This window comes from Rhizobium sp. OAE497 (assembly GCF_040546565.1).
In the GTDB taxonomy this organism is placed as follows: Bacteria; Pseudomonadota; Alphaproteobacteria; order Rhizobiales; family Rhizobiaceae; genus Rhizobium.
Genome location: NZ_JBEPOA010000001.1, coordinates 408,968 through 433,943, shown reverse-complemented (window position 1 = coordinate 433,943; position 24,976 = coordinate 408,968). Strand labels below are relative to the sequence as shown.

Genomic DNA, 24,976 nt, shown 5'->3' with positions numbered 1-24,976 from the left:
ACGCTCTACGCCATGGCCGGCGATTTTGCGATGGGCTGGCCGACGATTTTGCGGACGGCCTCGATGATCATCGTGCAGGCATCGGCCGAGGCTTTCCGGTGATTGAAAGCAACATGATAGGAAATCGGGATCGGCTCGGCGAGATCTACGATCCGGACGCGATCAGCGATCGGCAGCGCGCTGACGCGACCGAGGAACGAAACATAGCCGTGATTGGCGACGAGATCGACGATCACGGGCAGGGAGTCCGCCGCCCGGATATCCTGATTGCGGAAGCGGCGGCTTACCATGCCGGCGCGGCTTAGTTCCGTTGCAGCGTCACCCAAGCCGGTGCGCTCGCTCGGCGTGCAGATCGGGTGGGCGGCGACCAGCGCTGCGACATCCGTCTCCGTGCTGCCGGGCGGGGCGATCGCGACGAGATCGGTGCGCAGCAGTTCGCGGTTCTGGAAGCTTTCGAGGCCGAAGACGGAATCGAGGATGGCGACGTCGATGCGGCCGGATTTCAGCGCTTCACGCAAATCGTCGGCGGTCATCGAAATCAGCGAGATGGCATTCTTGTTGCGGCCGCTATTCCAGTCGGCGACGAGCGCGCCAAGGCAGCGGGCCACCCAGCTTTCCGCACCCGTCGGGATGATCGAGCCGATGCGCAACGAGCGTGCCGTGCGCTGATAGCGTTCGTCGGCCGCCGATTTCAGATCGTTCCAGGCCTGGCTGATCGCCGAGAAGATCGCGTAGGCGCGCCTGCCATCCTCCGTCAATGCCGAGCCCTGGGCCTGCCGCTCGAAAAGCTTCTGGCCTGTGAACTTCTCCAGATTGGCAATCTGCAGCGAAAGCTGCGGCTGACCGAGACCAAGGCGGCGGGCGGCGCGATTGATGCTGCCCTGATCGGCGACTTCAAGGAAGCGCTCCATCGTGGCGATCTTCACCGGGATGCGCGCGGCCCAGCCTTCGAACTCTTCCGGCGCCTCTCCGGATAGCTCGGCGAGCTGCGCGATCGCCTCCAGTATCGGCGTCAATCCCTGGCGCACCTGGCTGCTTGCGATCAGCGTCACCAACTCTCCGGCACTGCGCTCCGTCAGCTTCAGCGCCAGCTCGCTTTCGAGGTTCGAGACGGCCGCGGAGACCGTCGACGCAGCAAGCGAGAAGCGCCGCGCCGTCTCCCTGACCGACCCCGACGAGAGGACGTGGCTGGCGATAAAAAGAGCGCCAAGATGCAAAGCGCCGACCTCCGGAAGTGACTGAAAAGCGGACACTATTGTGTGTTCACGAAAAAAGATATCCCTTTTCGGAATCCGCAGGCTATCGTCACCGGACAAGAAAAGCGGGGCCGGTGGCTGATGGAGCGATTGAGCACCCGATGATCGTGGAAACACGCAAGGGGACAAAAACAAATCGCTGCGGCGTTGCAGAACGAAATGCAATTGCGCGCATGGCGTTGCTTTCACGGCGATAATCGCGCCGCGATCGCAAATACTGGAGAGGGGTTGCATCGATTTTTCGAGAGCGCACACTATTTCCATGATGCTCGTAGGTCCGGCATTCCGGCGGGTTGTCCGTCTGGGCCGGGGGATTTCACACGTGGAGCTTTCCGCCAGGGTCTCCGCGTTCGTAAACGGTGTTAACCAAGGGGACACTCCATGCTGAAGAAACTCGCGCTTGCCGTTTCTATTTCCGCCTTCGCGGCGGGTGCGGCCCATGCTGCCGACGTCGTCGTTTCGTCGAAGATCGATACCGAAGGCACGCTGCTCGGCAACGTCATCGCGCTCGCCCTCGAAGCCAACGGCATCAAGACGCAGGACCGCATCGCGCTCGGCGCAACGCCTGTCGTTCGCAAGGCGATCACCGCCGGCGAAATCGACATCTATCCTGAGTACACGGGCAATGCCGGCTTCTTCTTCAACAAGGCCGATGACGCCGCCTGGAAGAATATCGACCAGGGCTACCAGATGGCCAAGAAGCTGGACTATGACGCCAACAAGATCGTCTGGCTGACGCCCTCGCCCGCCAACAACACCTGGGCGCTCGCTGTGCGCAGCGATGTCGCCGGTCCGAACAATCTCAAGACCATGTCCGATTTCGGCAAGTGGGTTGCCGGTGGTGGCGCTGCCAAGCTTGCCGCTTCCGCCGAGTTCGTCAACTCCGCCGGCGCGCTGCCCGCCTTCCAGACGACCTACGGCTTCAAGCTGACGGCCGACCAGGAAGTCGTTCTCTCCGGCGGCGACACTGCAGCGACGATCAAGGCGGCAGCCGACCAGACCAACGGCGTCAACACCGCCATGGTCTACGGCACGGACGGCGCCATCGAAGCGGCCGAACTCGTCGTTCTCGAAGACGACAAGAGCGTGCAGCAGGTCTATGCGCCGACCCCGATCATCCGCGAAGAGGTGCTGAAGGCCAATCCTAAGATCGAGGAAGTGCTCGCCCCGATCTTCAAGAGCCTGACGGCTGACGAGCTCCGGAAGCTCAACGCCAAGATCCAGGTCGATGGCGAACCGGCAAAGTCCGTTGCCGAAGGCTACCTGAAGGAAAAAGGTTTCCTGAAGTAATTCGCAGTGCTCCGCCCTCCGGGGCGGAGCATCCTTCTTTCCTGATAGGGATGGATCGATGGAAGAAACCTTAGCGGTCCGCAAACTGGACCGGCTCGGCGTGGTTCTGGTGATTGCTGGCGTTCTTGCCACTGCACTTCTGCCCTTCATCTATGTGAAGGCAAACCGCATTGCCTCAGGCAAGCCGATGCTTCTCACGCAGCTTCTCGACCAGCCCGCCGCCATCATTCTCACTCTCCTGCTCATCGCCACCGCCTTTGCAGCACTCTTCCTGCAGAATGCCGTGCTGCGGCTTGCGATCGGCACGCTGGCGCTTGCGGCGCTGATCGCCGCGATCGGCTTTGCCGCCACTGCCTTTACGCCGCCGAACAGCAATGCCGCGCGCATGACGCCCGGCGGCAGCTTCTGGATCCTGCTCGGCGTCGTCGGCCTGATCATCTCCGATGCGCTGGTCAAGATCCGGCTGACGCCCTGGATGCGGGTTGGCGCTCTCATTGCCTACAGCGCGCTGCTGGCCGTGTGCCTGACATCCGGGCTGCTCGACAGCCTGTCGATCATGAAGGAATTCGCCACGCGTTCGGCGCAGTTCTGGACGGAAGCCAAGTCGCATCTTCTCCTGGCTTTCGGCTCGCTGGCGATCGCCATCGTCATCGGCCTGCCTCTCGGCATCTTCTGCTTCTGGGTGCCCAAGCTGCGCGCCGCCGTGCTTCAGGGTCTCAGCCTCATCCAGACGATCCCGAGCCTTGCGCTCTTCGGCATCCTGATGCTGCCGCTCGGCTATATCGCCACGCATGTGCCGCTGGCCGCCGAGCTCGGCATTCGCGGCATCGGCACGGCGCCGGCGCTGATTGCGCTCGTGCTCTATTCGCTGCTGCCGATCGTCGCCAATACCGTCGTCGGCCTCGAAGGCGTCGATCCCTCGGTGCGCGATGCGGCAGCCGGCATGGGGCTGACGCGCCGCCAGATCCTGACCGGGATCGACCTGCCCCTGGCCCTGCCCGTCATCGTCACCGGTATCCGCATCGTGCTGGTTCAGGCCATCGGCCTCGTGACCATTGCCGCACTCATCGGCGGCGGCGGCTTCGGCATCTTCATCTTCCAGGGCATCGGCCAGACAGCGATGGACCTGGTGATGCTCGGCGCCGTACCGACAGTCTTCTTCGCCTTCTCATCGGCCGTCATCCTCGATGCGGTCATCGACAGCATACGGGGATCCGCCGCATGACCATGATCGAGATCAGGAACGTCACCAAGCGCTACGGCGCCGCCACCGTTGTCGACAATGTCTCGATGAGCGTCGAAAAGGGATCGGTGACCGTCATCGTGGGCACGTCCGGTTCCGGCAAATCGACGCTGATGCGGATGATCAACCGGCTGGTGCCGATCACCGAAGGTGAGATTTTCGTTGCCGGCCAGAATGTCATGGACGCGCCGGTGACCGAGCTTCGCCGCAAGATCGGCTATGCGATCCAGGGCCACGGCCTTTTCCCGCATCGCACCGTTGCGCAGAATATCGCGACCGTGCCGCAGCTTCTTGGCTGGGATGGCGCGCGGATCGCCAAGCGCGTCGATGAGTTGCTCGGCCTCTTCAATCTCGACCCGGCGACCTTCGCCGAGAAATACCCGCATCAGCTCTCCGGCGGCCAACAGCAGCGTGTCGGCGTCGCACGCGCGCTTGCGGCAGAGCCGGAAGTGCTGCTCATGGACGAGCCTTTCGGCGCGCTGGACCCCGTCATTCGCGGCAAGGCGCAGGACGATCTGCTGGCGATCCAGAAGCAGTTCGGCACGACCGTCATTCTCGTCACCCACGACATGGACGAGGCCTTCCATCTCGGCAACCAGATCGCGGTGATGAGTGGCGGCAAGCTGCTGCAATGCTCGACGCCGGAGAAGATCCTCACCGAACCTGCCGATCCCTTCGTGCAGCAGCTGACTGGTACGTCTGACCGGGCGCTGAAGCTGATGTCGCTTTCGCCGCTGAAGGAAAGCATGGCGCCGGCAAAGAGCGGCCTCGGCTTCACGCTGCCGCAATCGCTCAGCCTGCGCGATGCGCTGGCCGAGATGATCTGGCAGGGTGCCGATGAAGCGGCGGTAACCGATGGCGCGAAGGCGCCTGTCGGCTCGATCTCGATGGCAAAGCTTCTCGAACTGGGCCGCAAGGCATGAAGTTTGTCGTCGCCAATATCTTCCGTGTGGCGGCTTTCGTGCTGCTCCTGATCCTGCTCTTCAGGACGGAGTGGCTCTCCTTCATGCTCGTGCCGCTGACCAGCAACAACGCCCCACCCGTCTACACGCAGAACAGCCTGCCCTCGCTGGCGCTGGCGCATCTCGAACTCGTCATCGGCTCGATCATCTGCACCGCGATCCTGGCGATCCTCGCCGGTGTCTTCGTCACCCGCAAAAGCGGCGCCGACTTCCTGCCGCTGTCGCGCGCCATCGCCAATGCCGGTCAGACCTTTCCGCCGGTCGCCGTGCTGGCGCTAGCCGTTCCCGCGACCGGTTTCGGCGCCGGGCCGACGCTGATCGCGCTGTTTCTCTATAGCCTGCTGCCGATCTTCGAAAACACCGTTTCCGGCATCCGGCAGGTCAACCCCGCCGTGCTCGATGCGGCCGACGGAATGGGGATGAACCCGACGCAGCGGCTCTTCAAGGTGGAGCTTCCGCTCGCGCTGCCGCTGATCCTCGAAGGTCTGAAGGTGGCGACCGTCATCAATATCGGCACGGCAACGATCGGCTCGACGGTTGCCGCCAAGGGGCTTGGCGAAGTGATCATTGCCGGACTGATTTCCGACAATACCGCCTTCATCCTGCAGGGCGGTCTGATCGTCGGCCTGATGGCGGTGCTGATCTATGACGCGATGGGTGTCGTCGAAAGCGCGATTACCCGTAGAATTGGCTTGCGCCCCGCCTGATCCGGCAGCTACCAAGGCTGCCGTGATACGGCAATAGGAGGCCGCCTTGGCAAAGATGATCCACTCCATGATCCGCGTTCTCGACGAGGCGCGATCCGTCGAGTTCTACGGCAAGGTCTTCGGCCTCAAGGTTGCCGATCGCATCGACTTCGAGACCTTCACGCTCATTTACATGAGCAATCCCGAGACCGGCTTCGAGCTGGAACTGACGGTCAACAAGGGCCGCATCGAGCCCTACAATCTCGGTGACGGATATGGCCATCTCGCCGTCTCCGTCGATGAAGTGGCTGTCGAACACGCGCGGCTGGAGAAGGCCGGGCGCAACCCGGGCAAGCTGGTCGAGCTCAACCGCGACGGTAAGCTCTTCGCCCTGTTCTTCTTCATCACCGATCCCGACGGCTACAAGATCGAAGTCCTGCAGCGCCACGGCCGTTTCCAGTAAGAGCATCCGCATGATCGAGAAAACAGAGCTCCACACCGGATGGACCCTTTCCTGCAACGATACAGCCCGGCCCGGACTGCCCGACACCATCCTCGCTACGGTGCCCGGCTGCGTCCATATCGACCTGCTGGCGGCCCGCCTCATTCCGGACCCCTATCTCGATGTCAACGAGATCACCAACGACTGGATCGGCCGCTGCGAATGGATCTACCGGCTCAGCTTCGATGCGGCGCCGGATGCCGGCAAGGTGCAGGAGCTGGTCTTCGACGGGCTGGATACGATCGCAACGATCCGGCTGAACGGCGAAGAGATCGGCCGGACCTTCAACCAACACCGCACCCATCGCTTCGACGTCTCGAGCCGCCTCAAGGCCGGAGCGAACGACCTGACCGTCACCTTCCATTCCGCCTATGCCTATGGCGCGGAGATGGAGAAGCAGTACGGCTACCGGCCGAACAACTATCCCGGCCCCGGCAACCTGATGCGCAAGATGGCCTGCAACTTCGGTTGGGACTGGGGTCCGACGCTGGTGACGGCCGGTATCTGGAAGCCGGTGCGGCTTGAAAGCTGGGATCGCGCCCACCTGACGGAGACTCGTGTTTCTGCGACGCTTGCCGGGGGTGATGGCGTCGTGACGATCAACGCGAAGATCGCTGCCGAGCAGGACGGTCCGGGCTGCTCGATCGTTGCGCAGATCGGTGGCGTTTCGCGAACGATCGAGGTCGATGCTTCAGGCGAGGCAAGCTTCCAGGTGACGGTTCCCTCACCGCAGATCTGGTGGCCACATCATCTCGGCGGGCAGCCGCTCTATCCGCTCTTGATCGAACTTCTCGATAGCGACGGCCATATGCTGGACAGCTATTCCAAGGAGATCGGCTTCCGCTCCGTTCGCCTCGACACCGCGCCGGATGAGCACGGCTCAGCCTTCACCTTCGTCGTCAACGACGTTCCGCTCTTTGCCTGCGGCGCCAACTGGATCCCCGACGATTGCTTCCCGTCGCGCGTCACCGCCGAGCGCTATGCTGCACGGATCGATGAGGCAAAGGCGGCCAATATCAATCTGCTGCGCGTATGGGGCGGCGGCATCTTCGAGCGGGACGAATTCTATGAGGCTTGCGACCGGGCCGGCATGATGGTCTGGCAGGATTTCCTCTTTGCCTGCGCCTCCTATCCTGAGGAGGAGCCGCTACGCAGCGAAGTGGAGGCCGAGGTTCGCGACAATGTTGTCCGCCTGATGCCGCATGCCTCACTGATCGTCTGGAACGGCAATAACGAGAACATCTGGGGCTTCGACGAATGGGGCTGGCGCCCGATCATCAAGGACGGCGTCAGCTGGGGCCTCGGCTACTATCTCGATGTTCTGCCGAAGCTCTGCGCCGAACTCGACCCTGACAGGCCCTATTATCCCGGCAGCCCCTATTCCGGCACGATGGATATCGAGCCGAACGACGATCGTCACGGTTGCAAGCATATCTGGGATGTCTGGAACGATGTGGGCTGGGAGGTCTACCGCAACTATATCCCGCGCTTCTGCTCCGAATTCGGCTGGCAGGCGCCACCGAACTGGGCGACGCTGGAGGAGAGCGTGCATGATGCACCGCTGACGCCGCAATCGCACGGCGTCTTCCATCATCAGAAGGCGACGCAGGGCAATGAGAAGCTGATCCGCGGCCTTGCCGGACACCTGCCGGTGCCAGACACGATGGATGACTGGCATTTCGCGACGCAGCTCAACCAGGCGCGCGCCATCCGCTTCGCGATCGAGCACATGCGCTCGCACCGGGCGATCTGCAAGGGCGCGATCGTTTGGCAGTTCAACGATTGCTGGCCGGTGACCTCATGGGCAGCCCTCGATTCCGCCGGGCGGCGCAAGCCTCTCTGGTATGCGATGCAGCAGGCTTTCGATCCGCGCCTGCTGACCATCCAGCCGCGTGGCGACAAGCTCGCAGCCGTTGCCGTCAATGAGCGGACGCTGTTCTGGCGATCGAAAATCTCGGGCAAGCGCGTTCGGCTCGATGGCACGGTGCTGGCCGAGTTCGAATTCTGGCGGCTGCTCTGCGACCGGTTCGAAGCGAAGGAATTCGAGCTTGCGGACGACATTGCGACGCCTGACGACGCGGCGAACGAGGTCGTGGTGGTGCAGATGCTCGACAAGCGTGCCTTTCACTATTTCGTCGAGGATATCGATCTGAAACTGCCGAAGCCTGAGATGAAGGTTTCGGTCAGTGCCACTGCCGATGGCGTCAATGTGACGGTCACAGCGGGGACTTTCCTGAAGGATCTCTGCCTGGTGATCGACCGGCTGGATCCCGCGGCCGTCGTCGACAGCATGCTGATCACTCTCCTGCCGGGCGAAAGCCATACGTTCTCGATCAGGACCAGGAGGACGTTCAAGGCTGAAGACATCACGCAAGGCGTCGTCCTGCGCTGCGCCAACGATCTCCTGCCCTAAGACGCCAAAAGGCCCCGCATGCAGCGGGGCCCTTTCCGGCTCGTCCTAGCGAACGACTTACATCCAGTACGGCGGCACACCGTAATAGTCGTAAACACGGCGGCCATTATCGTTGTACCAGGTGTCGTCATCGTCCGCATAGCTCGGCGCGCCTTCGATCTGCTCCTTGGTGAGATCGATGCGATAGCCGTCGAGTTGCGTATCGTAGTTCAGCTTTTCCCACGGCAGCGGATAGTGATCGTGACCGATGCCCAGGAAGCCGCCGAAGCTCAGCACGGCATAGGCGACACGGCCATCGCGCTTGCCGATGATCAAGCGCTCGATCGAGCCGATATGCTTGCCATCTGCGCCATAAACGCGGGTGCCTTCCACGCGGTCGCTGGCAATCAGCGAATGCGTGTCCTTGACATTGGGATCGCGGCGGCTGGCGTCTGTACCCTGATTAAGCATTTTCAGCTCCTTTGCTGTTTGCATGATGGGAAAACGCCAGGCCGGAATCATTGTTCCCGCGTCCGTTTCAAATGTACGGAGGCGAATTGTTGACGTTTACGTCAAAGTTAGTGTAACGCTTATAGCGGCTTGAACCGTTCGGCCATTGGCATAAGCTGCCCGCAAGGATGATGGAGGATCGTCCGGCCGGCAGCCGTGAACCGGCACCGTGGCCGGATAGGGAGAGAGACACGATGAACAGCATTTCCGTGCATCCAGGTGGCGAAAAGCGGCAGAAGCCCTGGCTCGCGACCTATCCGGATATCGTACCGGCCGAAATTCCGCCGCTGGAATACGAATCGGTTGCCGAACTGCTGGAAAAGTCCTGTGAGCGCTATGCCGATCGCGTCGCCTTCTCCAGCATGGGGAAGGCGCTGACCTATCGCGATCTCGAAGTGCAGACCCGCAAGGTCGCCGCCTGGCTGCAAAGCCTCGGCCTGCAGAAGGGCGATCGCGTCGCCGTGATGATGCCGAACGTGTTGCAGAACCCGGTTGCCGTCTATGGCATCCTGCGCGCCGGCCTCACAGTCGTGAACGTCAATCCGCTCTATACGCCGCGCGAGCTCGAACATCAGCTGCGCGATGCCGGCGCGAAAGCGATCTTTGTGCTGGAGAATTTCGCCCGCACGGTGGAGCAGGTCCTGGTCAAGACCGACGTTCGCCATGTCGTCGTCACCTCGCTCGGCGAGATGCTCGGCACCAAGGGACTGATCGTCAATCTGGTGGTGCGCAAGGTCAAGAAACTCGTGCCGTCCTGGTCGATCCCGCAGCACAAGACCTTCAAGCAGGTTCTGTCGGAAGGTGCGGGACGGTCGCTGCAGCGCCCGACGCTCAGCGGCGATGATATCGCCTTCCTGCAATATACCGGCGGCACGACCGGCGTTGCCAAGGGCGCGATCCTGACGCATCGCAACCTGCTCGCCAACAAGCTGCAGCTGCAGCTCTGGCTGAAATCGGCCTTCGACAAGAAGAAGCAGCCGGATGTGCTGAACTTCCTCTGCGCCCTGCCGCTCTACCATATCTTCGCGCTGACGGTGAATTCGCTGATGGGCATGTCGCTCGGCGCGCATAACATCCTGATCGCCAACCCGCGCGACATTCCGGGCTTCGTAAAGGAATTCAGCAAGGCCAATGTCCATATCTTCCCCGGCCTCAACACGCTCTTCAACGCGCTGATGAACAATGCCGAGTTCGCCAAGCTCGACTTCTCGTCGCTCGTCATGTCGCTCGGCGGCGGCATGGCCGTGCAGCGGCCGGTGGCGGAGCGCTGGCTGAAGATGACCGGCTCGCACATCACCGAAGGCTATGGTCTTTCGGAGACGTCGCCTGTTGCCACCGCCAACCGCTTCGATTCCCCGGAATTCACCGGCTCGATCGGCCTGCCGATCCCCTCGACCGAACTTGATATCCGCGACGAGGACGGCAATTCGCTGCCGCTCGGCGAAATCGGCGAGATCTGCATCCGCGGACCGCAGGTGATGGCCGGCTACTGGAACAAGCCGGAGGAGACGGCGCGCGTGATGACCCCGGACGGCTATTTCCGGACCGGCGACATGGGCTTCATGGACGAGCGTGGCTATACCAAAATCGTCGACCGTAAGAAGGACATGATCCTCGTCTCCGGCTTCAACGTCTATCCGAACGAAATCGAGGAAGTGGCGGCCATGCACCCGGGCATTCTCGAGGCTGCCGCGGTCGGCGTTCCGGATGGCCATTCCGGCGAGACGGTCAAGCTCTTCGTAGTGCGCAAGGATCCCAACCTGACGGAGGCCGAAGTGAAGGCGCACTGCGCCGAGAACCTCACGAACTACAAGCGGCCGCGGATCATCGAATTCCGTGACGAGCTGCCCAAGAGTCCGGTCGGGAAGATCCTGCGCAAGGATCTGCGCGGTTGATCCTCACACGCAATTGAAAGCAACCATAAGGTGTGATTTGATCATGCCGTTTCTGGGCAGAAGCAGCAGGGGTCGAGACCAGCCGACCCACCGGTGAGGATGGGCCACACCGGCTTCGGCAAGAGCCTTGCCACTAGAAACGGAGGTGGTGTGATGTGGTGTAAACCGCTGAGCGTCACGCTTATGGTAAGGAAAACCCGGACGAGCTGGTCGATCTCGGTCCGGGTCACAATCCAAAAGTCATAGGCAACGGCAGGCGGAGCTCGAACTCCGCCTGCCACTCCCCAAATATACCCACACTCTCCCTTTTCATCAAGCGCGGCACAACTTGTGTCATTTTTTGCAGGCAGCTTGTGGCTGAACTTGATTTGCGCCCTACAAAGCGAATAGTTTCCGCAACCCTCTCCGCCTCCAAAGGAGCCTCCCATGAATGCCATCGTCGAAAAGCTGAAGAGCACTGCGGCAGCCACCAAAGCCACCGATATCCGCGCTGCCTTCGCCGCCGATCCCAACCGCTTCTCGCGCTTTACCGCCTCCCTCGACGATCTCCTGATGGACTATTCGAAGACCGCGGTGAATGACGAGATCCTGGCGCTGCTCGTCAAGCTCGCCGAAGAAGGCGGCGTCGCGAAGAAGCGTGACGAGATGTTCTCCGGCAAGGCGATCAACTTCACCGAAGATCGCGCCGTGCTGCACACCGCGCTGCGCAACCGCTCCAACACGCCGGTGCTCGTCGACGGCAAGGACGTCATGCCTGACGTCAACTCGGTGCTCGCCGCCATGGGCAAATTTGCCGATGGCATCCGCTCGGGCGCGCTGAAGGGCGCGACTGGCAAGAAGATCACCGATGTCGTCAATATCGGTATCGGCGGCTCGGATCTCGGTCCGGTGATGGCGACGCTGGCGCTGGCGCCTTTCCATGACGGTCCGCGTGCGCATTTCGTGTCCAACATCGACGGCGCGCACATTGCCGACACGCTGAAGCTCGTTCAGCCTGAAACCACGCTGTTCATCATCGCTTCGAAGACCTTCACGACGGTCGAGACTATGACCAACGCGCAGACCGCGCGCAACTTCATCGCCAAGGCTCTCGGTGACGCTGCGGTTCAGCACCATTTCGCCGCCGTTTCCACCGCACTCGACAAGGTCGCCGCTTTCGGCATCGGCAGCGAGCGGGTCTTCGGCTTCTGGGATTGGGTCGGCGGCCGCTACTCGCTGTGGTCTGCCATCGGCCTGCCGATCATGATCGCTATCGGCCCCGAGAATTTCGGCAAGTTCCTCGATGGCGCCCATGCCGTCGACAATCACTTCCGTCAGGCTCCGATTACCGAAAACCTGCCGATGCTGCTCGGCCTGATCGGCTTCTACCATCGCAATGTTCTTGGCTATCCGACGCGCGCCGTGCTGCCTTATGACCAGCGCCTGTCGCGCTTCCCGGCCTATCTGCAGCAGCTCGACATGGAATCGAACGGCAAGGGCGTGACGATCGATGGAACGCCAGTTGACGGCAATTCCGGTCCGGTGGTCTGGGGTGAACCAGGCACCAACGGCCAGCACGCCTTCTACCAGCTGATCCACCAGGGCACGAGCATTATTCCGGCAGAATTCATGATCGCCGCCAATGCCTTCGAGCCCGAGCTGCGTCATCAGCACCAGCTGCTGATGGCAAACGTTCTCGCCCAGTCGGAAGCGCTGATGAAGGGCCGTACCTTCGAGGAAGCCAAGAAGCAGCTCACCGACAAGGGCATGGAAGACAAGAAGGCCGATTTCATCGCCCCCCACCGCGTCTTCACCGGCAACCGCCCGTCGATCACTTTCGTCTATGACAAGCTGACGCCCTATGCGCTCGGCCGCCTGATCGCGCTCTATGAGCACCGCGTCTTCGTCGAAGGCGTGCTCTTCCGCATCAACTCCTTCGATCAGTGGGGCGTCGAGCTCGGGAAGGAACTGGCGACGGGGCTGCTGCCTGTCGTCGAAGGCAAGGAAAGCGCTGCAGGCCACGATTCCTCGACGCAAGGTCTCGTCGCTGCTCTGGCAAAGCTCGCCAAGTAAGGCACCTTTCGATCGCTTATCGAGCCCATCCGCCAGCGCGGGTGGGCTTTTTTGTTTGATGCTGTCGAATGATGGGACATCTATTCGTCCTATGGGAAATGCACGAGGAGATTGCCCATGGAATTCGCCGACGACGAGCTTTTCAAATTCGATCAAGACGGCGCCGAGCCGCTCCCCGCCTCCGGCGCGGAAGGCCGGGTTTCGAATGACGGTGCTGAGATCTGGTATGCCAGCTACGGCGCCGGTCCGGCGGTGATCCTGCTGCATGGCGGGCTCGGGAATGCCGGGAACTGGGGCTATCAGGTGCCGGCCCTCGTCGATGCCGGATATCGCGTCATCGTCATCGACAGCCGGGGCCATGGCCGAAGCACGCGCGACGACCGGCCGTTCAGCTATGTGCTGATGTCTGAGGACGTGCTTGCTGTGCTGGATCGTCTGGAGATTGAGCAGGCATCAGTCATCGGCTGGAGCGACGGCGCGTGTACGGCGCTGATCCTTGCCGACCGGCATCCGGAGCGCGTCTCGGGCGTGTTCTTCTTCGCCTGCAATATGGATGCGACTGGAACGCTCGAGTTCCATCCGACGCCTGTCATCGACCGCTGCTTCAGCCGTCACCGGAAGGACTATCAGGCGCTTTCGGCAACGCCCGACGGTTTCGAGGCTTTCGTCGCAGATGTGGGGAAGATGATGCAGAGCGAGCCGAATTATACGGCGGCAGAGCTAGCGGCGATCAAAGTGCCGGTCACTATTGCGATCGGGGAAAGCGACGAGTTCATCCGCCGTGAACATATGGATTATCTCGCGGAGACAATCCCTGACGCCGAGTTCACTCTGATACCAGGCGTCAGTCATTTTGCGCCGCTGCAGCGACCCGCTCTCTTCAATGAAGAAATCCTGCGCTTTCTCAAGCGTGGACCTGATCTCAGAGACCGATCTCGCGTGCCCAAGGCGGATTGGCGCCGGCACGCGACACGGTAACCGCAGCCGCCTTGGCGCCGAGCGCCAGCGCGTTGCGAAGCGCCGTCTCATCGAGCGAGGCGACCTGGGCCTTGGTCAGCAGGTTGTCCATCTTCAGCGACGCCAAGACGCCGGCATCGAACGTGTCGCCGGCACCGACGGTATCGACGACGGTGACGCGTTCGCTTGGAACGGTCACCTTGCGCTCGTTGGTGTAGCCGGATGCACCCTCGGCGCCCTTGGTGATGACCACAAGCTTGGCACCGTGCTTCAGCCAGTAGGCAGCGAGATCGTCGTGGCTGCCTTCGAGGCCGAACCACTCCAGATCCTCATCCGAGAATTTCAGGATATCCGACTTGGAGGCCATGCGCTTGATGCGCGCCATGTGGGCTTCCTTGTTCTTGATGAAGCCCGGGCGGATGTTCGGATCGAGCGAGATGACGCGCTTGGCAGCTTCGCGATCGAGCAGTGCCTCATAGGTCTCGCCACAGGGGCTCGGGATCAGGCTGATGGCGCCGAAATGCAGCGCTTCGCAATCGTCGCCAAGAACAGGAAGATCATCGATGGTGATCATGCGCCCTGCGGTGCCCTCGTCGTAGAAGGCGTAGGTCGCCTGGCCGTTGACGAGTTTCACGAAGGCGATGGTCGAGGGCCGCGGCGTGATTGCGCAGGGGCTGTAATCGACATTGCTGGCCTTCAGGGTGCCGAGCAGGATTTCGCCCATCATGTCATCGGCAATGCCGGTGAAAAAGGCAGTCGGCACGCCCAGGCGGCCGAGCGCGATCGCGGTGTTGAAGATCGCGCCGCCGGCATAGGGCGCAAAGCCCTTTTCACCCAGCGTCGTCTCACGCGGCAGCATGTCGATCAGCGCTTCGCCACAGCACAAAATCATCGCAATTCCTCCCAGAAGGCTCTTGTTGCCTCAATCCAATAAGTGAGCTTTTGTCAAAAGGCTAGAGCGAAAGCTCACTTACGCCACCGTTCCGGCCAGACCAGGCAAGCGGCGCGTCCAGGAAGGACTCCACTTCGCTCAGCGTCTTTTCGTCAAACAGCTTCTGCTCCTTGGCAACAGCCAGAACGTTGCGCCAGGTGGCGATATGGTGGAGCTTCACCTTGCCATCGGCAAAGCGCAAGGCGCCTTCATTAAAGATGCCGTAATAGAAGAGCGCCATGCCGTGATCGACGATGCCGCCGGCTGCGCGGATCGCATCGATGAAGGTGAACATGCTGCCGCCGGCGGTCGTCAGGTCCTCGATAACGAGAACGCGCGACCCCTCGGGCATATGACCCTCGATCTGGGCATTACGGCCGTGACCCTTCGGCTTCTTGCGAACATAGATCATCGGCAGGCTGAGGCGATCTGCCAAGAGCGCTGCGAAAGGGATACCGGCCGTCTCGCCACCGGCGATGCAATCGAAGCGCTCGAAGCCGGCGTCGCGAGTGATGACGCTAGCGGCGAAATCCATCACCGCCGAGCGGACGCGCGGATAGGAGAGCAGCTTGCGGCAATCGATATAGACGGGGCTGGCCATGCCGGAGGCGAGCTTATAGGGCTGCTCGGCGTTGAAGTGGACCGCCTTGATTTCCCAGAGCATCTTGGCAAGGAGTTCCGCCATAATGGCGCGGTCGGGAAATGTCGTCTTGGTCATGGCTCTCTCCTTCGGCTTACGGTGCTATGCGGCAATAGCAGCAACGAAAAAATCTTTCCAGTGCCGGAACTTTTTGCACGTTCGACGCGGGCGCGAGCGCCATCCGGAGCGGCAAAACCATAGCGCGTTCGCAGCGTAGCGCCCTCGATTTTTTCCACAAATCCGCGCAAATTTAAGGACCTACTGATAAATATTGGGAACCAAGGCTTTTGGCCTTACCGGACCGGCAAACCACCGGTATTCGCTAAAATTCTAATGGATGCCTTAGGATTTGAAAAACACCTGGCGGGCCAATTTCTGCGCGGTTCTGAAAGCCGTGCAAGGAGTCCGGAATGAATCTGGCGGTGTCCGAAATCACTCAGAAGTTCAACGCGTCACTCACTTTCAAGATTTTCTCAATATGCTTTGCATCGACGCATATCCCCCTACTCGCCCTCATCACCTACCTCGTCACCGGCTTTCGCAGCGAAGCCATCCCGGTGCTTGGAACTGTGTTGGGCGCCACGCTCATCGGCACGGCGTTCTGCCTGGCATCGGTCTGGATGCTGATCAAGCCGTTGCATGAGATCGCAAAGACTGTGGAGACCTATCGCGCCACCGGCGCGGTCAAGCCGGTGCGCAGCAAGCGCACGGACGAGGTCGGTGTCGTCACCAACGGCATTTCGGTTCTCATTGTCGAGCTGGACGCCACTCTCTCGCAGCTGCGCCGCCAGGCGACGACAGATGTTCTCACCGGCCTCGGCAATCGCCGCTGGCTGAAGGATATCGGCTCGATGGAGATCGCCCGGGCGGCACGCGAGAGCACGGCAATCAGCGTCGTCGTCTTCGACCTCGACCATTTCAAATCGATCAACGACGAATTCGGCCACGATGTCGGCGACCAGGTGCTGATGGCGGCGGGCGCGACGATCCAGCACAATCTTCGGCCCTACGATATCGCCGCCCGCATCGGCGGCGAGGAATTCTGCCTGGTTCTGCCAAGGACCGGCACCACGGCGGCGATCGCCATTGCCGACCGGCTGCGCAAGGAACTGGCCGCCAAGGCGATCGGGCCGCTTCCGGCCGGACGCGTGACCGCAAGCTTCGGCGTCTATCGTGGTGACCCCAAGAGCGAGAGCTTGAAGGTGATGCTGACGGCAGCAGACCGGAAGCTCTATTCGGCAAAGAACAATGGCCGCAACGCCGTGCACTGGGCGGCAGCCCGCTCGGTCTCCGGCGAAAGCGTCGCGAGCTAGACCAAGCGCTCGAGATCGGCGGGCAGCATCTTCTTGTAGAGCGCGATCGCCGTCTCCCCCTCCTCATCATCCAGCGAGATCGCATAGCGCACGGCCGCCGCCAAGAGCTGCATCAGCAGCCGCGCGGCGGGCAGCAGGTCACTTTCCCTCCGTCCGGGCCAGAGGCGCTTCAGCACCGAGAACAGCGCCTGCGCATGAAACTCCATGTCTTCGGCATCGACGGCTCGCAGCAAACGGTCTGCCTGCGTCGCATGCCAGATATCGCGCATGACAGGCTCGCGGCGGAAGAAGCGGTAGTATTCGTCGGTGATCGTGCCGAGCGCCCGGTGCAGCGAGGCGGCATCCGTAACCTTCGACAGCTCCTCCTCGACGCACCGCCTGCCCTCTTCGTTGAAGCGTTCGGCAAGGGTGCGAATGATCGAGGTCTTGTCCGGGAAATACTGATAGAGGGCGCCGAAGGAGAGCTCCGCCTTCTCGACGATCTCGCTCATCTTCAGGGCATCGCTGCCGTTCTTCTCGATCAGTTCGGCAGCCACAGCCAGAATCTTCTCAAAGCGATCGCGGCCGCGCTGCTGGCTCGGGATACGCCGGGGTTGCCCCACGGGCACGGCTTGCCGCCTGCGCCGCACCGGCGTCTTGTCGTCCATGCGCATCCCTCCTCGGTTGACAACGAAAATAAGAGAGTTTATCTCATTTTGCAAATGAGAGATTTTCTCTTATTTTATGGAGGAGTTTCGCCATGGCATTCATTCTTCCCATCCTGCTCGTCGCCGCGGCGATCGGCAGCGGCCTGATCGCCGGCATATTCTTCGCCTTCTCGACTTTCATCATGACGGCCTTTGCGCGTATCCCGCCCGAGCAGGGTATCGCGGCAATGAACTCGATCAACGTGACGATCGTGCGCTCACCCTTCATGCTGCTGTTCATCCCGGTCGCGATCCTCTGCATCACGATTGCGGTCATGGCCTTCATGGATTGGCGGGGGAGTGCCAGCATCTGGATGATCGGCGGTGCGGCCGCCTATATCGTCGCCTGCTTCATCTCCACCATTGCCTTCAACGTGCCGATGAACGACGCCTTGGCGAATGTCAGCGGCAACGGCAGTGACGCCGTAGCGCTCTGGGATCGCTATCTGAGCGACTGGACCTGGTGGAACCATGTGCGCACGGTGGCGTCGCTGGCTTCCGCCATCGCCTTTGTTCGCGCACTGATGATCCTTTGAATGAGGCGGGAGGGCATTCATCCCGCCCTCACCGTCACTTCTTTTCACAGAAGGCGATCCGGTTGCTGAACGGATCGGTGACCGTCATCTCAAGCCCCCAGGGCGCGTCCTCGATCCCCGGCTTCATGTAGCGATAGTCCTTGGCCGACAGTTCTGCCTGGAAGGCGCGCACGCCTGTCATCCACACGAATGCCTTGGCACCGGGGCTCGCATCGCCGGAATGCTCGCTGAGATGCATGATCAGCTTGCCGCGCGAAACCTGGCAATAGAGCGGGAAGTTCTCGCCGAAGCGGTGTTCCCAATCGAGCGTGAAGCCGAGGAAGCCGCAATAGAATTCCATGGCCTTTGCGACATCGAAGATGCGGAAGATCGGGATCGGCGGCTCCAGCGCAATCGCTGAACTCGAGCCTTCCGCCTCGTCCAGCTTGGCGGCGAGGATATTCCATTGGTCGAAGCCGAATTGCCGGGCCACGATCTCCAATGTCTCGCTATGGGTGAGGGAAATATCGCGGCAAGCCAGCGCTTGCCGCAGTGCTTTTGCCATGATCTTGGCATCGCGAAAATCGCGCATGGTTCATCCTTCCATCGGCAGCGAACAGGAAGATCAGTGCCCGCGTCTGCTGACCCGTTCGCCATCGTTTGCCATTGGCAAGGATGTGAAGGATTTCATCTGGATGCATTCACCTTAGCGCTTGCGCGCCGCGGGACGGCTGGCTGCATCCGGCCAGTCCCGACATTAGCAACTCGTGCCGGATGATCAAGAGGCGCTGCGCACCGAGGGCGCGGCCGGAACCGCCTGCAGGTGGTTTGCGAGCTCGACGCGGTTGCGCCCGGCGCGCTTGGCAGCATAGAGCGCCTTGTCGGCCTCACTGAGCATGGTATCGAAATCCATCGGCGCCGCACGGCCGGGCGCGACACCGATCGAGACGGTGCATTTCAGCACTTCGTCATCGATATAGATCTCACGTTCCTCGAAGGTACGGCGGATGCGCTCGGCGATCATCTCGGCGCGGCCGGGCATGATCTCCTTGAGAACGAGCGCGAATTCTTCACCGCCAAGACGGGCAGCGGTATCGCCCGAGCGGCAATGGGCGGCGAGTTCGCCGGCAAAGATCTTGAGAACGCGGTCACCGGCGGCATGACCATGGCGGTCGTTGATCGACTTGAAATGATCGAGATCGAAGATGATGACGGCGGTCGACGAACCCATCTGGCGCTCGCCATGACGATCGAAGAGCGCGCGGCGATTGAGAAGGCCGGTCAGAGAATCGGTGATCGCCTCCTGGCGGTGTCGGGCGGCAAGCCGCCACTGGTGCAGCGCCAGCGATAAGGCGCCGATGCCGGTCATGCTGGCAATGCAGACGGCGAGGCTCAGATCCTCGGCCCAATTGTTGGGCGCGGCACCCAGCACCAGCTTGCCGTCCCAGATCAGCACGGCGGCGCATAGCGCAAAGGATATGCCCGTCAGCGTGTAGAGCACCGTGATGCCCATGATCGGCGCGGGCGCCTCGGCTCTTGCCCGCCAGTATTGAAGAGCGGTCGCCAGCAGCAGCAGGGTGATCGAGGTGTTGTCGGCGATGAAGCCGAGGCCGTCATACCCTGTCGCCATCGCGCCCACCGGCAGCAGCATGGCCGACAATGCACGGGTCAGGATTCCCGCGAGCGGCAGACGGTTGGTGCGAAACTGATAGCCTGCGCCCCAGATGGCGGCAAAGCCCGCCTGGAAGAGCACGAAGCTCGCAACACCCATGACAATGCCGGGCGACGAGACATAGATGCTGTAGACGAAGATGCCGCTGACGACGAGCACGAGGCCGCAGGTGCATGTGAGCAGGAAGGTTTCCGCACGCCGTGCGAACCAGCTGCCCATCAGGGTCACAGCCAGACACGTTGCTGAAACGCCGAGCGCCAGCAGAAGGGAATTATAATCCAGCATCATGCTTTGGTAACTCCGCGGCTCCTGCCGCGCCCAATAATCCGTCCACAGGCTATCGTGCCACTGGTGACGAATGTCTTACGCATTCTGTTAAAAAATCATGGACCGCGAACACGAATGTTAGAGCGGTAACAATTGCACAGTAAAAGCGGCGGGAATACCCGCCGAAATTGACAGTTTTCGCGCTTTATTCAGCGCTTTACGTCCCAATGAAGCGGGAACATCGGATCGAAGACCGTGACCGGGCCCGCGCCTGTCTCGATTTTTGACGGAAACGTGATCGCGTCTTCGCGCTTGACCAGCGTGATCTTCTCTTCATTCGGCTGCAGGCCGTACCAGGCCGGACCATTCAGCGAGACGAAGGCTTCGAGCTTGTCGAGCGCGTTCTCCTGCTCGAAGACATGCGCCACGCAGCTCATCGTATTGATGGAGGTATAGATACCGGCGCAGCCACAGGCGCATTCCTTCAGCGGATCGACATGCGGCGCGGAATCCGTTCCCAGGAAGAAGCGCGGATCGCCGCTGACGGCGGCGGCGCGCAGCGCCAGGCGATGGTTCTCGCGCTTGGCGACCGGCAGGCAATAATAATGCGGGCGGATGCCGCCGACGAGGATAGCATTGCGATTGATGATCAGGTGATGCGTGGTGATCGAGCCGGCCAGATTGGCCTTGGACGACTTGATGTAGTCGATGCCATCGGCCGTCGTCACATGCTCCATCGTCACCTTCAGTTCCGGCAGACGCTTGCGCAGCGGATCGAGCACGGTTTCGATGAACACGGCTTCGCGGTCGAAGATGTCGATTTCAGGCGTCGTGACTTCGCCGTGGACGCAAAGCGGCAGGCCGATCTTCGCCATGCGCTCCAGAACCGGCATCGCCTTGTCCATATCGCGCACGCCGCCATGCGAATTGGTGGTGGCGCCGGCCGGATAGAGCTTCACCGCGGTAATCAGCCCGCTCTTCTTGCCCTCTTCGACATCATCGGCGCTGGTATGCTCCGTCAGGTAGAGGGTCATCAGCGGCTCGAACCGGTCGCTTGCAGGCAGAGCCTTCATGATCCGCTCGCGATAGGCGCGCGCGTCCGTCGTCGTGACGACGGGAGGCACGAGGTTCGGCATGATGATGGCACGCGCAAAATCACGGCTGGTATCGCCGATCACCCCCTCCAGCATGGCGCCATCGCGCAGATGCAGATGCCAGTCATCGGGACGGCGGATGGTGATCGATTGCATGGGAGCCTCCGGAGCGCTGCGGGTGGCGCTTCGATAGCATCAACAGGCCGATGGAAACAACCGTTTAGACGGGGCCGCAATCACTTGTGAGCGACGGCCGCAAACCGGCCGACGATACCGGCCAAAGCAGAGGCGCAGACGGCATAGCATGCGTATGCCGCGGCCTGGCTCGCGAGCGGAATGCCGGCATCCAGCAGCTTTCCGGCCACCAGCGGAGCGCCGCCGGTAACGACGATCCGGATCGCCTCGAAGCGCGAGCGGACATAGCCGAACTGCCCGGCGCCGAAGAGATCGGCCCAGAGAATGGTGCCGAGCTTCAGATCGATCGCGGCGGACATGCCGAGGAGGCCCATATAGACGGGCGCCGCCCAGAAGCCGTCGAAGAGTGCGATCAGGCTCAGCCCTAGTGCGAGCGGCAAGAGGAAGACCGGCAGGATGCGGACGGCGCGGATCCTATCGATGACGGGTGCCACGAGAACCGATGTCGCCGCCTGGGCGATGGCAAAAACGGAAAAGCAGGCCGCCAGCCATTCGAGCGGCCAACCCTTTTCTGCGGCAAGGACTGCCTGATGGAAGATCATTGCCGTGAGGATGAAGGAGACCGCCAGCATCGTCGGACACAGGAGCAGCATCAATGCGAGCTTCGGCCGGGCTGCTTGCGGCTTCGCCGCCTGAACACTGGTCTTCGCCGCATTGCCGGACGCATCATCCCGCGATAGCAGCAGGCATGCTGCGCAGACACCGAGAGCGACGGCTACGCCCGTCAGCAGCCACGTCCCCCGCCAACCGGCGACGCCCATGACGGCAACCGCAACGGCCGGAATGAAGACCAACGCGGCCGAATAGGCGAGGCTGACGACGGCCATCGCCTTTCCGCTGTCGGCCGGGAAGAACCGGACCATCGACGTCATTGCCGTGTGAACCATCAAGCCCTGACCGGCCAGCCGAAGCAGGAAGAGGCAGACGGCAAAGAAGAGAACCGATGCGGGCGAGAGGGCAATCATCGCGCAGGCTGTACCGAGCAACAGGCCGGCACCGAGCGTGAAGCTGCGAAGGCTTACCCTGTCGATTTTCTGGCCGAGATAGGGCAGCGCCAGGGCCGACGCGAAAGTCGCAATGGCAAACACTGTTCCCAGATTGCCGTCAGTGAGCGCGTAGTGGCCGCGGAACGCTTCAGAAAATAGCGAGAAGAAGAATGTCTGCCCGGCGCTCGACAGGATCATCAGGATGACCGCGTAACCGAGGAGCCGGGGGTTCTGGCGTGCAAAAGCAAGATAGGATCGGAGCATTGGCAAAGGCAGATTTGAAAATCGCGTGAGGCTTGAAAACAGATGCCTGCCGCTGAAAATGAAAAACCTCCGGCCGGATAAGCCAGAGGTTGAATGGATGTCGCGATTCTCGTCGGTCGGCAAGTGCCGCAATAGTGAGCCCTAGAGCGCGATCTCGAGGGTAACATCGGACGGACGGCGGTTTTCCAGGATGAGGCGGCCGTTCGGGAGGTCGTTGCCGTAGACCTTGGCGCTGGCTTCTTCTTCGCTGAGCTTGTAGCCGCGCCAGCGCTCCCAGAGGCGCTCTTCGAGAACCTCGATCGGCGGGGCGAGCATGATTGTAAAATCGAAGATGCCGTCGAGCTCGGCCCATTTACCCTGCGTGAAGAGCAGGTAGTTGCCCTCGATGATGATGAAGCGGTCATGGGGCGAGATGGGGCGGGCGGAGGCGATGGCGAGCTCGCGGGAGCGGTCGAAGACCGGGACCAGCACTTCCTGATCGGCCGGGCGGACGGCGCGGACGATGTCGAGGAAGCCGCGGACATCGAAGGTCTCGGGGATGCCCTTGCGGGCGAGCAGGCCACGCTCGATCAGCACGGCATTATCCATGTGGAAGCCGTCCATCGGCAGCACGGCCGCGGTCTCTCCGCGGGCCTTGAGGCCGTTGGCGAGATTATCGGCCATTGTCGACTTGCCGGCGCCGGGCGGACCGGCAATGGCGATCAGGAAGCGCTTCGCACTTCCGGCGCGGTCGAGCACCGCGCCGGTAATCTCGTCTATCCTCAGGTTCATGCGGCGACCGTCTCCTGGGGAGCGGCCTTGGCGCCGGTCATGAAGGCGACGGCATCCGACATCGTGTATTCCTTCGGATTGATCACCGTGAGACGGCGTCCGAGACGGTGGATGTGGATGCGGTCGGCGACTTCGAAGACATGCGGCATGTTGTGCGAGATGAGCACGATCGGGATACCGCGCGAACGGACGTCGAGAATGAGCTCCAGAACGCGGCGGCTTTCCTTGACGCCGAGGGCGGCCGTCGGTTCATCGAGGATGATGACCTTCGAGCCGAAGGCTGCGGCGCGGGCAACGGCGACACCCTGGCGCTGACCGCCGGAGAGCGTCTCCACCGCCTGGTTGATGTTCTGGATGGTCATCAGGCCGAGCTCGGAAAGCTTGGCACGCGCCTGCTTTTCCATCGCCGAATGATCGAGCTTTCGGAAAAACTGGCCCATGAAGCCGGGTTTGCGAAGCTCGCGTCCGAGGAACATGTTGTCGGCGATCGACAGCGCCGGCGACAGGGCGAGGTTCTGATAGACCGTTTCGATGCCGGCCTTCCGAGCCTCGATCGGCGACGAGAAGTGGATCGGCTGGCCTTCCAGCCGGATCTCCCCCTCGTCGGGACGGATAGCACCCGAGATCGCCTTGATGAGCGAGGACTTGCCCGCGCCGTTGTCGCCGATTACGGCGAGGATTTCGCCGGGATAGAGGTCGAAATCGGCATGATCGAGGGCAGTGACGCGACCGTAACGTTTGACCAGGCCGCGCGCCGTGAGAAGAGGTTCGAGTGCCATCAGCCTGCTGCCTTTCTGATCCACTGATCGATTCCAACTGCGGCGATGATGAGCACGCCGATCAGGAGGTAAGTCCATTGCACGTCGGTGCCGAGAAGGCGCAAACCGAGCGAGAAGACGCCGACGATAAGCGCGCCGAACATCATGCCGAGAATGGAGCCGCGGCCACCGAAGAGCGAGATGCCGCCGATCACCACAGCGGTGATGGATTCGATGTTGGCGAACTGCCCGGCAGTTGGAGACACCGAACCGATACGGCCGATGAGAGCCCAGCCGGCCAGCGCACAGATGAGGCCCGAAAGGACATAGGTCGATACCAGCATACGCTTGACGTTGACGCCGGAAAGACCGGCGGCCTCGGGGTCGTCGCCGACGGCATAGAGATGCCGGCCCCATGCCGTATGGTTCAGGATGTACCAGAGAACCGCCACGAGCAGCACCATGGCAATGACGCCATAGGTGAAGACCGCGCCGCCGATGCGGAACGTATTGCCGAAGAGCTGCAACAACGGCGCCTGGGTTTCGATATCCTGCGCACGGATCGTCTCGTTGGCCGAATAGAGGAAGTTCGTGGCAAGCACGATCTGCCACATGCCGAGCGTGACGATGAAAGGCGGCAGCTTCATTCGGGCGATCAGCAGGCCGTTTATGTAGCCGCAAAGGGCACCGACGGCGAAGCCGCAGAGAACGGCGAGTTCGACCGGAAGGCCGTAGCGGAACACGAACTGTCCCATGACCACCGACGAGAGCACCATGATGGCGCCGACGGAAAGATCGATGCCGGCCGTCATGATGACAAGCGTCTGCGCGGCGCCGACAATACCGGTGATCGCCACCTGCTGCAGGATCAGCGTCAGCGAAAATGCCGAGAAGAACTTGGTCCCCAAAAGGGCGCCGAAGATGATCAGCGACAGCACAAGGACGATCAGCGATACGGCCGATGGCGACGAGTGCAGGAAATGCCTGAATTTCTGGATGACCGAGTTGTCGTCCGTGTCAAAGGAAGCAACGTCCTTCGAACTGTCCTTGAGGACTTTTTCATAATCGTGATGCGGTGCGGCTGTTGTCGGCTCGCTCATGGAAATCCTCCGCGTGACCCCACTCCCTAAGGGGCATCC

At 61.6% G+C, this 24,976-nt stretch carries 23 protein-coding genes; 11 read left to right on the top strand and 12 right to left on the bottom strand.

Annotated elements, in window-relative coordinates:
* Nucleotides 1-5: 5 nt before the first annotated feature.
* Nucleotides 6-1,217: a LysR family transcriptional regulator gene (locus ABIE40_RS02195; protein WP_199626100.1), complete on the bottom strand. Its 1,212-nt coding sequence runs from the start codon at nt 1,215-1,217 to the stop codon at nt 6-8.
* 420 nt (nt 1,218-1,637) lie between these two features.
* Here ABIE40_RS02195 and osmF point away from each other — a divergent pair, with 420 nt between their 5' ends.
* The 6 genes from osmF to ABIE40_RS02165 are packed head-to-tail and all read left to right on the top strand — an operon-like array spanning nt 1,638 to nt 8,352.
* Nucleotides 1,638-2,546: a glycine betaine ABC transporter substrate-binding protein OsmF gene (gene osmF, locus ABIE40_RS02190; RefSeq protein WP_199626099.1), complete on the top strand. Its 909-nt coding sequence runs from the start codon at nt 1,638-1,640 to the stop codon at nt 2,544-2,546.
* 58 nt (nt 2,547-2,604) lie between these two features.
* On the top strand, nt 2,605-3,771 hold the full coding sequence (locus ABIE40_RS02185) for an ABC transporter permease (RefSeq protein WP_199626098.1): 1,167 nt from the start codon (nt 2,605-2,607) through the stop codon (nt 3,769-3,771).
* Nucleotides 3,768-4,712, top strand: coding sequence for an ABC transporter ATP-binding protein (locus ABIE40_RS02180; protein ID WP_130279151.1), 945 nt, complete (start codon nt 3,768-3,770; stop codon nt 4,710-4,712). The genes ABIE40_RS02185 and ABIE40_RS02180 overlap by 4 nt, the downstream gene beginning before the upstream one ends.
* Nucleotides 4,709-5,458, top strand: a complete 750-nt coding sequence (locus tag ABIE40_RS02175; RefSeq protein ID WP_199626097.1) for an ABC transporter permease — start codon at nt 4,709-4,711, stop codon at nt 5,456-5,458. The genes ABIE40_RS02180 and ABIE40_RS02175 overlap by 4 nt, the downstream gene beginning before the upstream one ends.
* 46 nt (nt 5,459-5,504) lie before the next feature.
* Nucleotides 5,505-5,900 (top strand): VOC family protein, encoded by a 396-nt coding sequence (locus ABIE40_RS02170; protein WP_199626096.1) that lies wholly within the window; start codon nt 5,505-5,507, stop codon nt 5,898-5,900.
* Nucleotides 5,901-5,910: 10 nt separating this feature from the next.
* On the top strand, nt 5,911-8,352 hold the full coding sequence (locus ABIE40_RS02165) for a glycoside hydrolase family 2 protein (RefSeq protein WP_199626095.1): 2,442 nt from the start codon (nt 5,911-5,913) through the stop codon (nt 8,350-8,352).
* Between the two features lie 57 nt (nt 8,353-8,409).
* Here ABIE40_RS02165 and ABIE40_RS02160 read toward each other — a convergent pair whose 3' ends face one another.
* Nucleotides 8,410-8,802: a PRC-barrel domain-containing protein gene (locus ABIE40_RS02160; protein WP_112714372.1), complete on the bottom strand. Its 393-nt coding sequence runs from the start codon at nt 8,800-8,802 to the stop codon at nt 8,410-8,412.
* Between the two features lie 233 nt (nt 8,803-9,035).
* Here ABIE40_RS02160 and ABIE40_RS02155 point away from each other — a divergent pair, with 233 nt between their 5' ends.
* The 3 genes from ABIE40_RS02155 to ABIE40_RS02145 all read left to right on the top strand — a co-directional run bounded on the left by ABIE40_RS02155 (nt 9,036) and on the right by ABIE40_RS02145 (nt 13,766).
* Nucleotides 9,036-10,736, top strand: a complete 1,701-nt coding sequence (locus ABIE40_RS02155; protein ID WP_199626094.1) for a long-chain fatty acid--CoA ligase — start codon at nt 9,036-9,038, stop codon at nt 10,734-10,736.
* A gap of 426 nt (nt 10,737-11,162) precedes the next feature.
* Entirely contained in the window at nt 11,163-12,788 is a 1,626-nt protein-coding gene (gene pgi / locus ABIE40_RS02150; protein WP_199626093.1) for a glucose-6-phosphate isomerase, read from the top strand.
* A gap of 117 nt (nt 12,789-12,905) precedes the next feature.
* A complete protein-coding gene (locus ABIE40_RS02145) occupies nt 12,906-13,766 on the top strand; it encodes an alpha/beta fold hydrolase (protein WP_199626092.1) in 861 nt (286 codons plus the stop codon).
* On the opposite strand, the gene ABIE40_RS02140 is transcribed toward ABIE40_RS02145, so the two are convergent.
* Nucleotides 13,711-14,637, bottom strand: coding sequence for a carbohydrate kinase family protein (locus ABIE40_RS02140; RefSeq protein ID WP_199626091.1), 927 nt, complete (start codon nt 14,635-14,637; stop codon nt 13,711-13,713). The two genes, ABIE40_RS02145 and ABIE40_RS02140, sit on opposite strands and share 56 nt — an antisense overlap.
* 61 nt (nt 14,638-14,698) lie before the next feature.
* Complete coding sequence (locus ABIE40_RS02135) at nt 14,699-15,394, bottom strand: orotate phosphoribosyltransferase (RefSeq protein WP_199626090.1); 696 nt, start codon at nt 15,392-15,394, stop codon at nt 14,699-14,701.
* 332 nt (nt 15,395-15,726) lie between these two features.
* Here ABIE40_RS02135 and ABIE40_RS02130 point away from each other — a divergent pair, with 332 nt between their 5' ends.
* Nucleotides 15,727-16,629 carry a GGDEF domain-containing protein gene (locus tag ABIE40_RS02130; RefSeq protein ID WP_112713603.1) on the top strand — a complete coding sequence of 301 codons (903 nt, stop codon included), beginning with the start codon at nt 15,727-15,729 and terminating at the stop codon, nt 16,627-16,629.
* Here ABIE40_RS02130 and ABIE40_RS02125 read toward each other — a convergent pair.
* On the bottom strand, nt 16,626-17,276 hold the full coding sequence (locus ABIE40_RS02125) for a TetR/AcrR family transcriptional regulator (RefSeq protein ID WP_199626089.1): 651 nt from the start codon (nt 17,274-17,276) through the stop codon (nt 16,626-16,628). The genes ABIE40_RS02130 and ABIE40_RS02125 overlap by 4 nt on opposite strands.
* Nucleotides 17,277-17,368: 92 nt before the next feature.
* Here ABIE40_RS02125 and ABIE40_RS02120 point away from each other — a divergent pair, with 92 nt between their 5' ends.
* Nucleotides 17,369-17,851, top strand: coding sequence for an anthrone oxygenase family protein (locus ABIE40_RS02120; RefSeq protein ID WP_199626088.1), 483 nt, complete (start codon nt 17,369-17,371; stop codon nt 17,849-17,851).
* A gap of 34 nt (nt 17,852-17,885) precedes the next feature.
* On the opposite strand, the gene ABIE40_RS02115 is transcribed toward ABIE40_RS02120, so the two are convergent.
* From ABIE40_RS02115 to ABIE40_RS02085, 7 genes are all read right to left on the bottom strand, one after another.
* Nucleotides 17,886-18,422 carry a glyoxalase superfamily protein gene (locus ABIE40_RS02115; protein ID WP_199626087.1) on the bottom strand — a complete coding sequence of 179 codons (537 nt, stop codon included), beginning with the start codon at nt 18,420-18,422 and terminating at the stop codon, nt 17,886-17,888.
* Nucleotides 18,423-18,608: 186 nt separating this feature from the next.
* Entirely contained in the window at nt 18,609-19,790 is a 1,182-nt protein-coding gene (locus tag ABIE40_RS02110) for a GGDEF domain-containing protein (protein WP_199626086.1), read from the bottom strand.
* A 188-nt stretch (nt 19,791-19,978) separates the two neighbouring features.
* Entirely contained in the window at nt 19,979-21,019 is a 1,041-nt protein-coding gene (gene pyrC / locus ABIE40_RS02105) for a dihydroorotase (protein ID WP_199626085.1), read from the bottom strand.
* Nucleotides 21,020-21,099: 80 nt separating this feature from the next.
* Nucleotides 21,100-22,242 carry an MFS transporter gene (locus tag ABIE40_RS02100; RefSeq protein ID WP_199626084.1) on the bottom strand — a complete coding sequence of 381 codons (1,143 nt, stop codon included), beginning with the start codon at nt 22,240-22,242 and terminating at the stop codon, nt 21,100-21,102.
* A gap of 207 nt (nt 22,243-22,449) precedes the next feature.
* Nucleotides 22,450-23,079: a nucleoside triphosphate hydrolase gene (locus tag ABIE40_RS02095; RefSeq protein ID WP_199626083.1), complete on the bottom strand. Its 630-nt coding sequence runs from the start codon at nt 23,077-23,079 to the stop codon at nt 22,450-22,452.
* Entirely contained in the window at nt 23,076-23,858 is a 783-nt protein-coding gene (locus ABIE40_RS02090; RefSeq protein WP_112713619.1) for an ATP-binding cassette domain-containing protein, read from the bottom strand. The genes ABIE40_RS02095 and ABIE40_RS02090 overlap by 4 nt, the downstream gene beginning before the upstream one ends.
* Complete coding sequence (locus ABIE40_RS02085) at nt 23,858-24,937, bottom strand: ABC transporter permease (RefSeq protein ID WP_199626082.1); 1,080 nt, start codon at nt 24,935-24,937, stop codon at nt 23,858-23,860. The genes ABIE40_RS02090 and ABIE40_RS02085 overlap by 1 nt, the downstream gene beginning before the upstream one ends.
* Nucleotides 24,938-24,976: the final 39 nt, after the last annotated feature.

Bases quoted from the DNA above. Each gene is read 5' to 3' on its own strand.
- ABIE40_RS02130 (WP_112713603.1), top strand. From the start codon at position 15,727: ATGAATCTGGCGGTGTCCGAAATCACTCAGAAGTTCAACGCGTCACTC.
- ABIE40_RS02145 (WP_199626092.1), top strand. From the start codon at position 12,906: ATGGAATTCGCCGACGACGAGCTTTTCAAATTCGATCAAGACGGCGCC.
- ABIE40_RS02180 (WP_130279151.1), top strand. From the start codon at position 3,768: ATGACCATGATCGAGATCAGGAACGTCACCAAGCGCTACGGCGCCGCC.
- ABIE40_RS02100 (WP_199626084.1), bottom strand. From the start codon at position 22,242: ATGATCCTGTCGAGCGCCGGGCAGACATTCTTCTTCTCGCTATTTTCT.
- ABIE40_RS02095 (WP_199626083.1), bottom strand. From the start codon at position 23,079: ATGAACCTGAGGATAGACGAGATTACCGGCGCGGTGCTCGACCGCGCC.
- ABIE40_RS02140 (WP_199626091.1), bottom strand. From the start codon at position 14,637: ATGATTTTGTGCTGTGGCGAAGCGCTGATCGACATGCTGCCGCGTGAG.
- ABIE40_RS02165 (WP_199626095.1), top strand. From the start codon at position 5,911: ATGATCGAGAAAACAGAGCTCCACACCGGATGGACCCTTTCCTGCAAC.
- ABIE40_RS02110 (WP_199626086.1), bottom strand. From the start codon at position 19,790: ATGATGCTGGATTATAATTCCCTTCTGCTGGCGCTCGGCGTTTCAGCA.
- ABIE40_RS02135 (WP_199626090.1), bottom strand. From the start codon at position 15,394: ATGACCAAGACGACATTTCCCGACCGCGCCATTATGGCGGAACTCCTT.
- ABIE40_RS02160 (WP_112714372.1), bottom strand. From the start codon at position 8,802: ATGCTTAATCAGGGTACAGACGCCAGCCGCCGCGATCCCAATGTCAAG.
- ABIE40_RS02125 (WP_199626089.1), bottom strand. From the start codon at position 17,276: ATGGACGACAAGACGCCGGTGCGGCGCAGGCGGCAAGCCGTGCCCGTG.
- ABIE40_RS02155 (WP_199626094.1), top strand. From the start codon at position 9,036: ATGAACAGCATTTCCGTGCATCCAGGTGGCGAAAAGCGGCAGAAGCCC.
- ABIE40_RS02085 (WP_199626082.1), bottom strand. From the start codon at position 24,937: ATGAGCGAGCCGACAACAGCCGCACCGCATCACGATTATGAAAAAGTC.
- ABIE40_RS02185 (WP_199626098.1), top strand. From the start codon at position 2,605: ATGGAAGAAACCTTAGCGGTCCGCAAACTGGACCGGCTCGGCGTGGTT.
- ABIE40_RS02090 (WP_112713619.1), bottom strand. From the start codon at position 23,858: ATGGCACTCGAACCTCTTCTCACGGCGCGCGGCCTGGTCAAACGTTAC.
- ABIE40_RS02175 (WP_199626097.1), top strand. From the start codon at position 4,709: ATGAAGTTTGTCGTCGCCAATATCTTCCGTGTGGCGGCTTTCGTGCTG.
- pgi (WP_199626093.1), top strand. From the start codon at position 11,163: ATGAATGCCATCGTCGAAAAGCTGAAGAGCACTGCGGCAGCCACCAAA.
- ABIE40_RS02115 (WP_199626087.1), bottom strand. From the start codon at position 18,422: ATGCGCGATTTTCGCGATGCCAAGATCATGGCAAAAGCACTGCGGCAA.
- pyrC (WP_199626085.1), bottom strand. From the start codon at position 21,019: ATGCAATCGATCACCATCCGCCGTCCCGATGACTGGCATCTGCATCTG.
- osmF (WP_199626099.1), top strand. From the start codon at position 1,638: ATGCTGAAGAAACTCGCGCTTGCCGTTTCTATTTCCGCCTTCGCGGCG.
- ABIE40_RS02120 (WP_199626088.1), top strand. From the start codon at position 17,369: ATGGCATTCATTCTTCCCATCCTGCTCGTCGCCGCGGCGATCGGCAGC.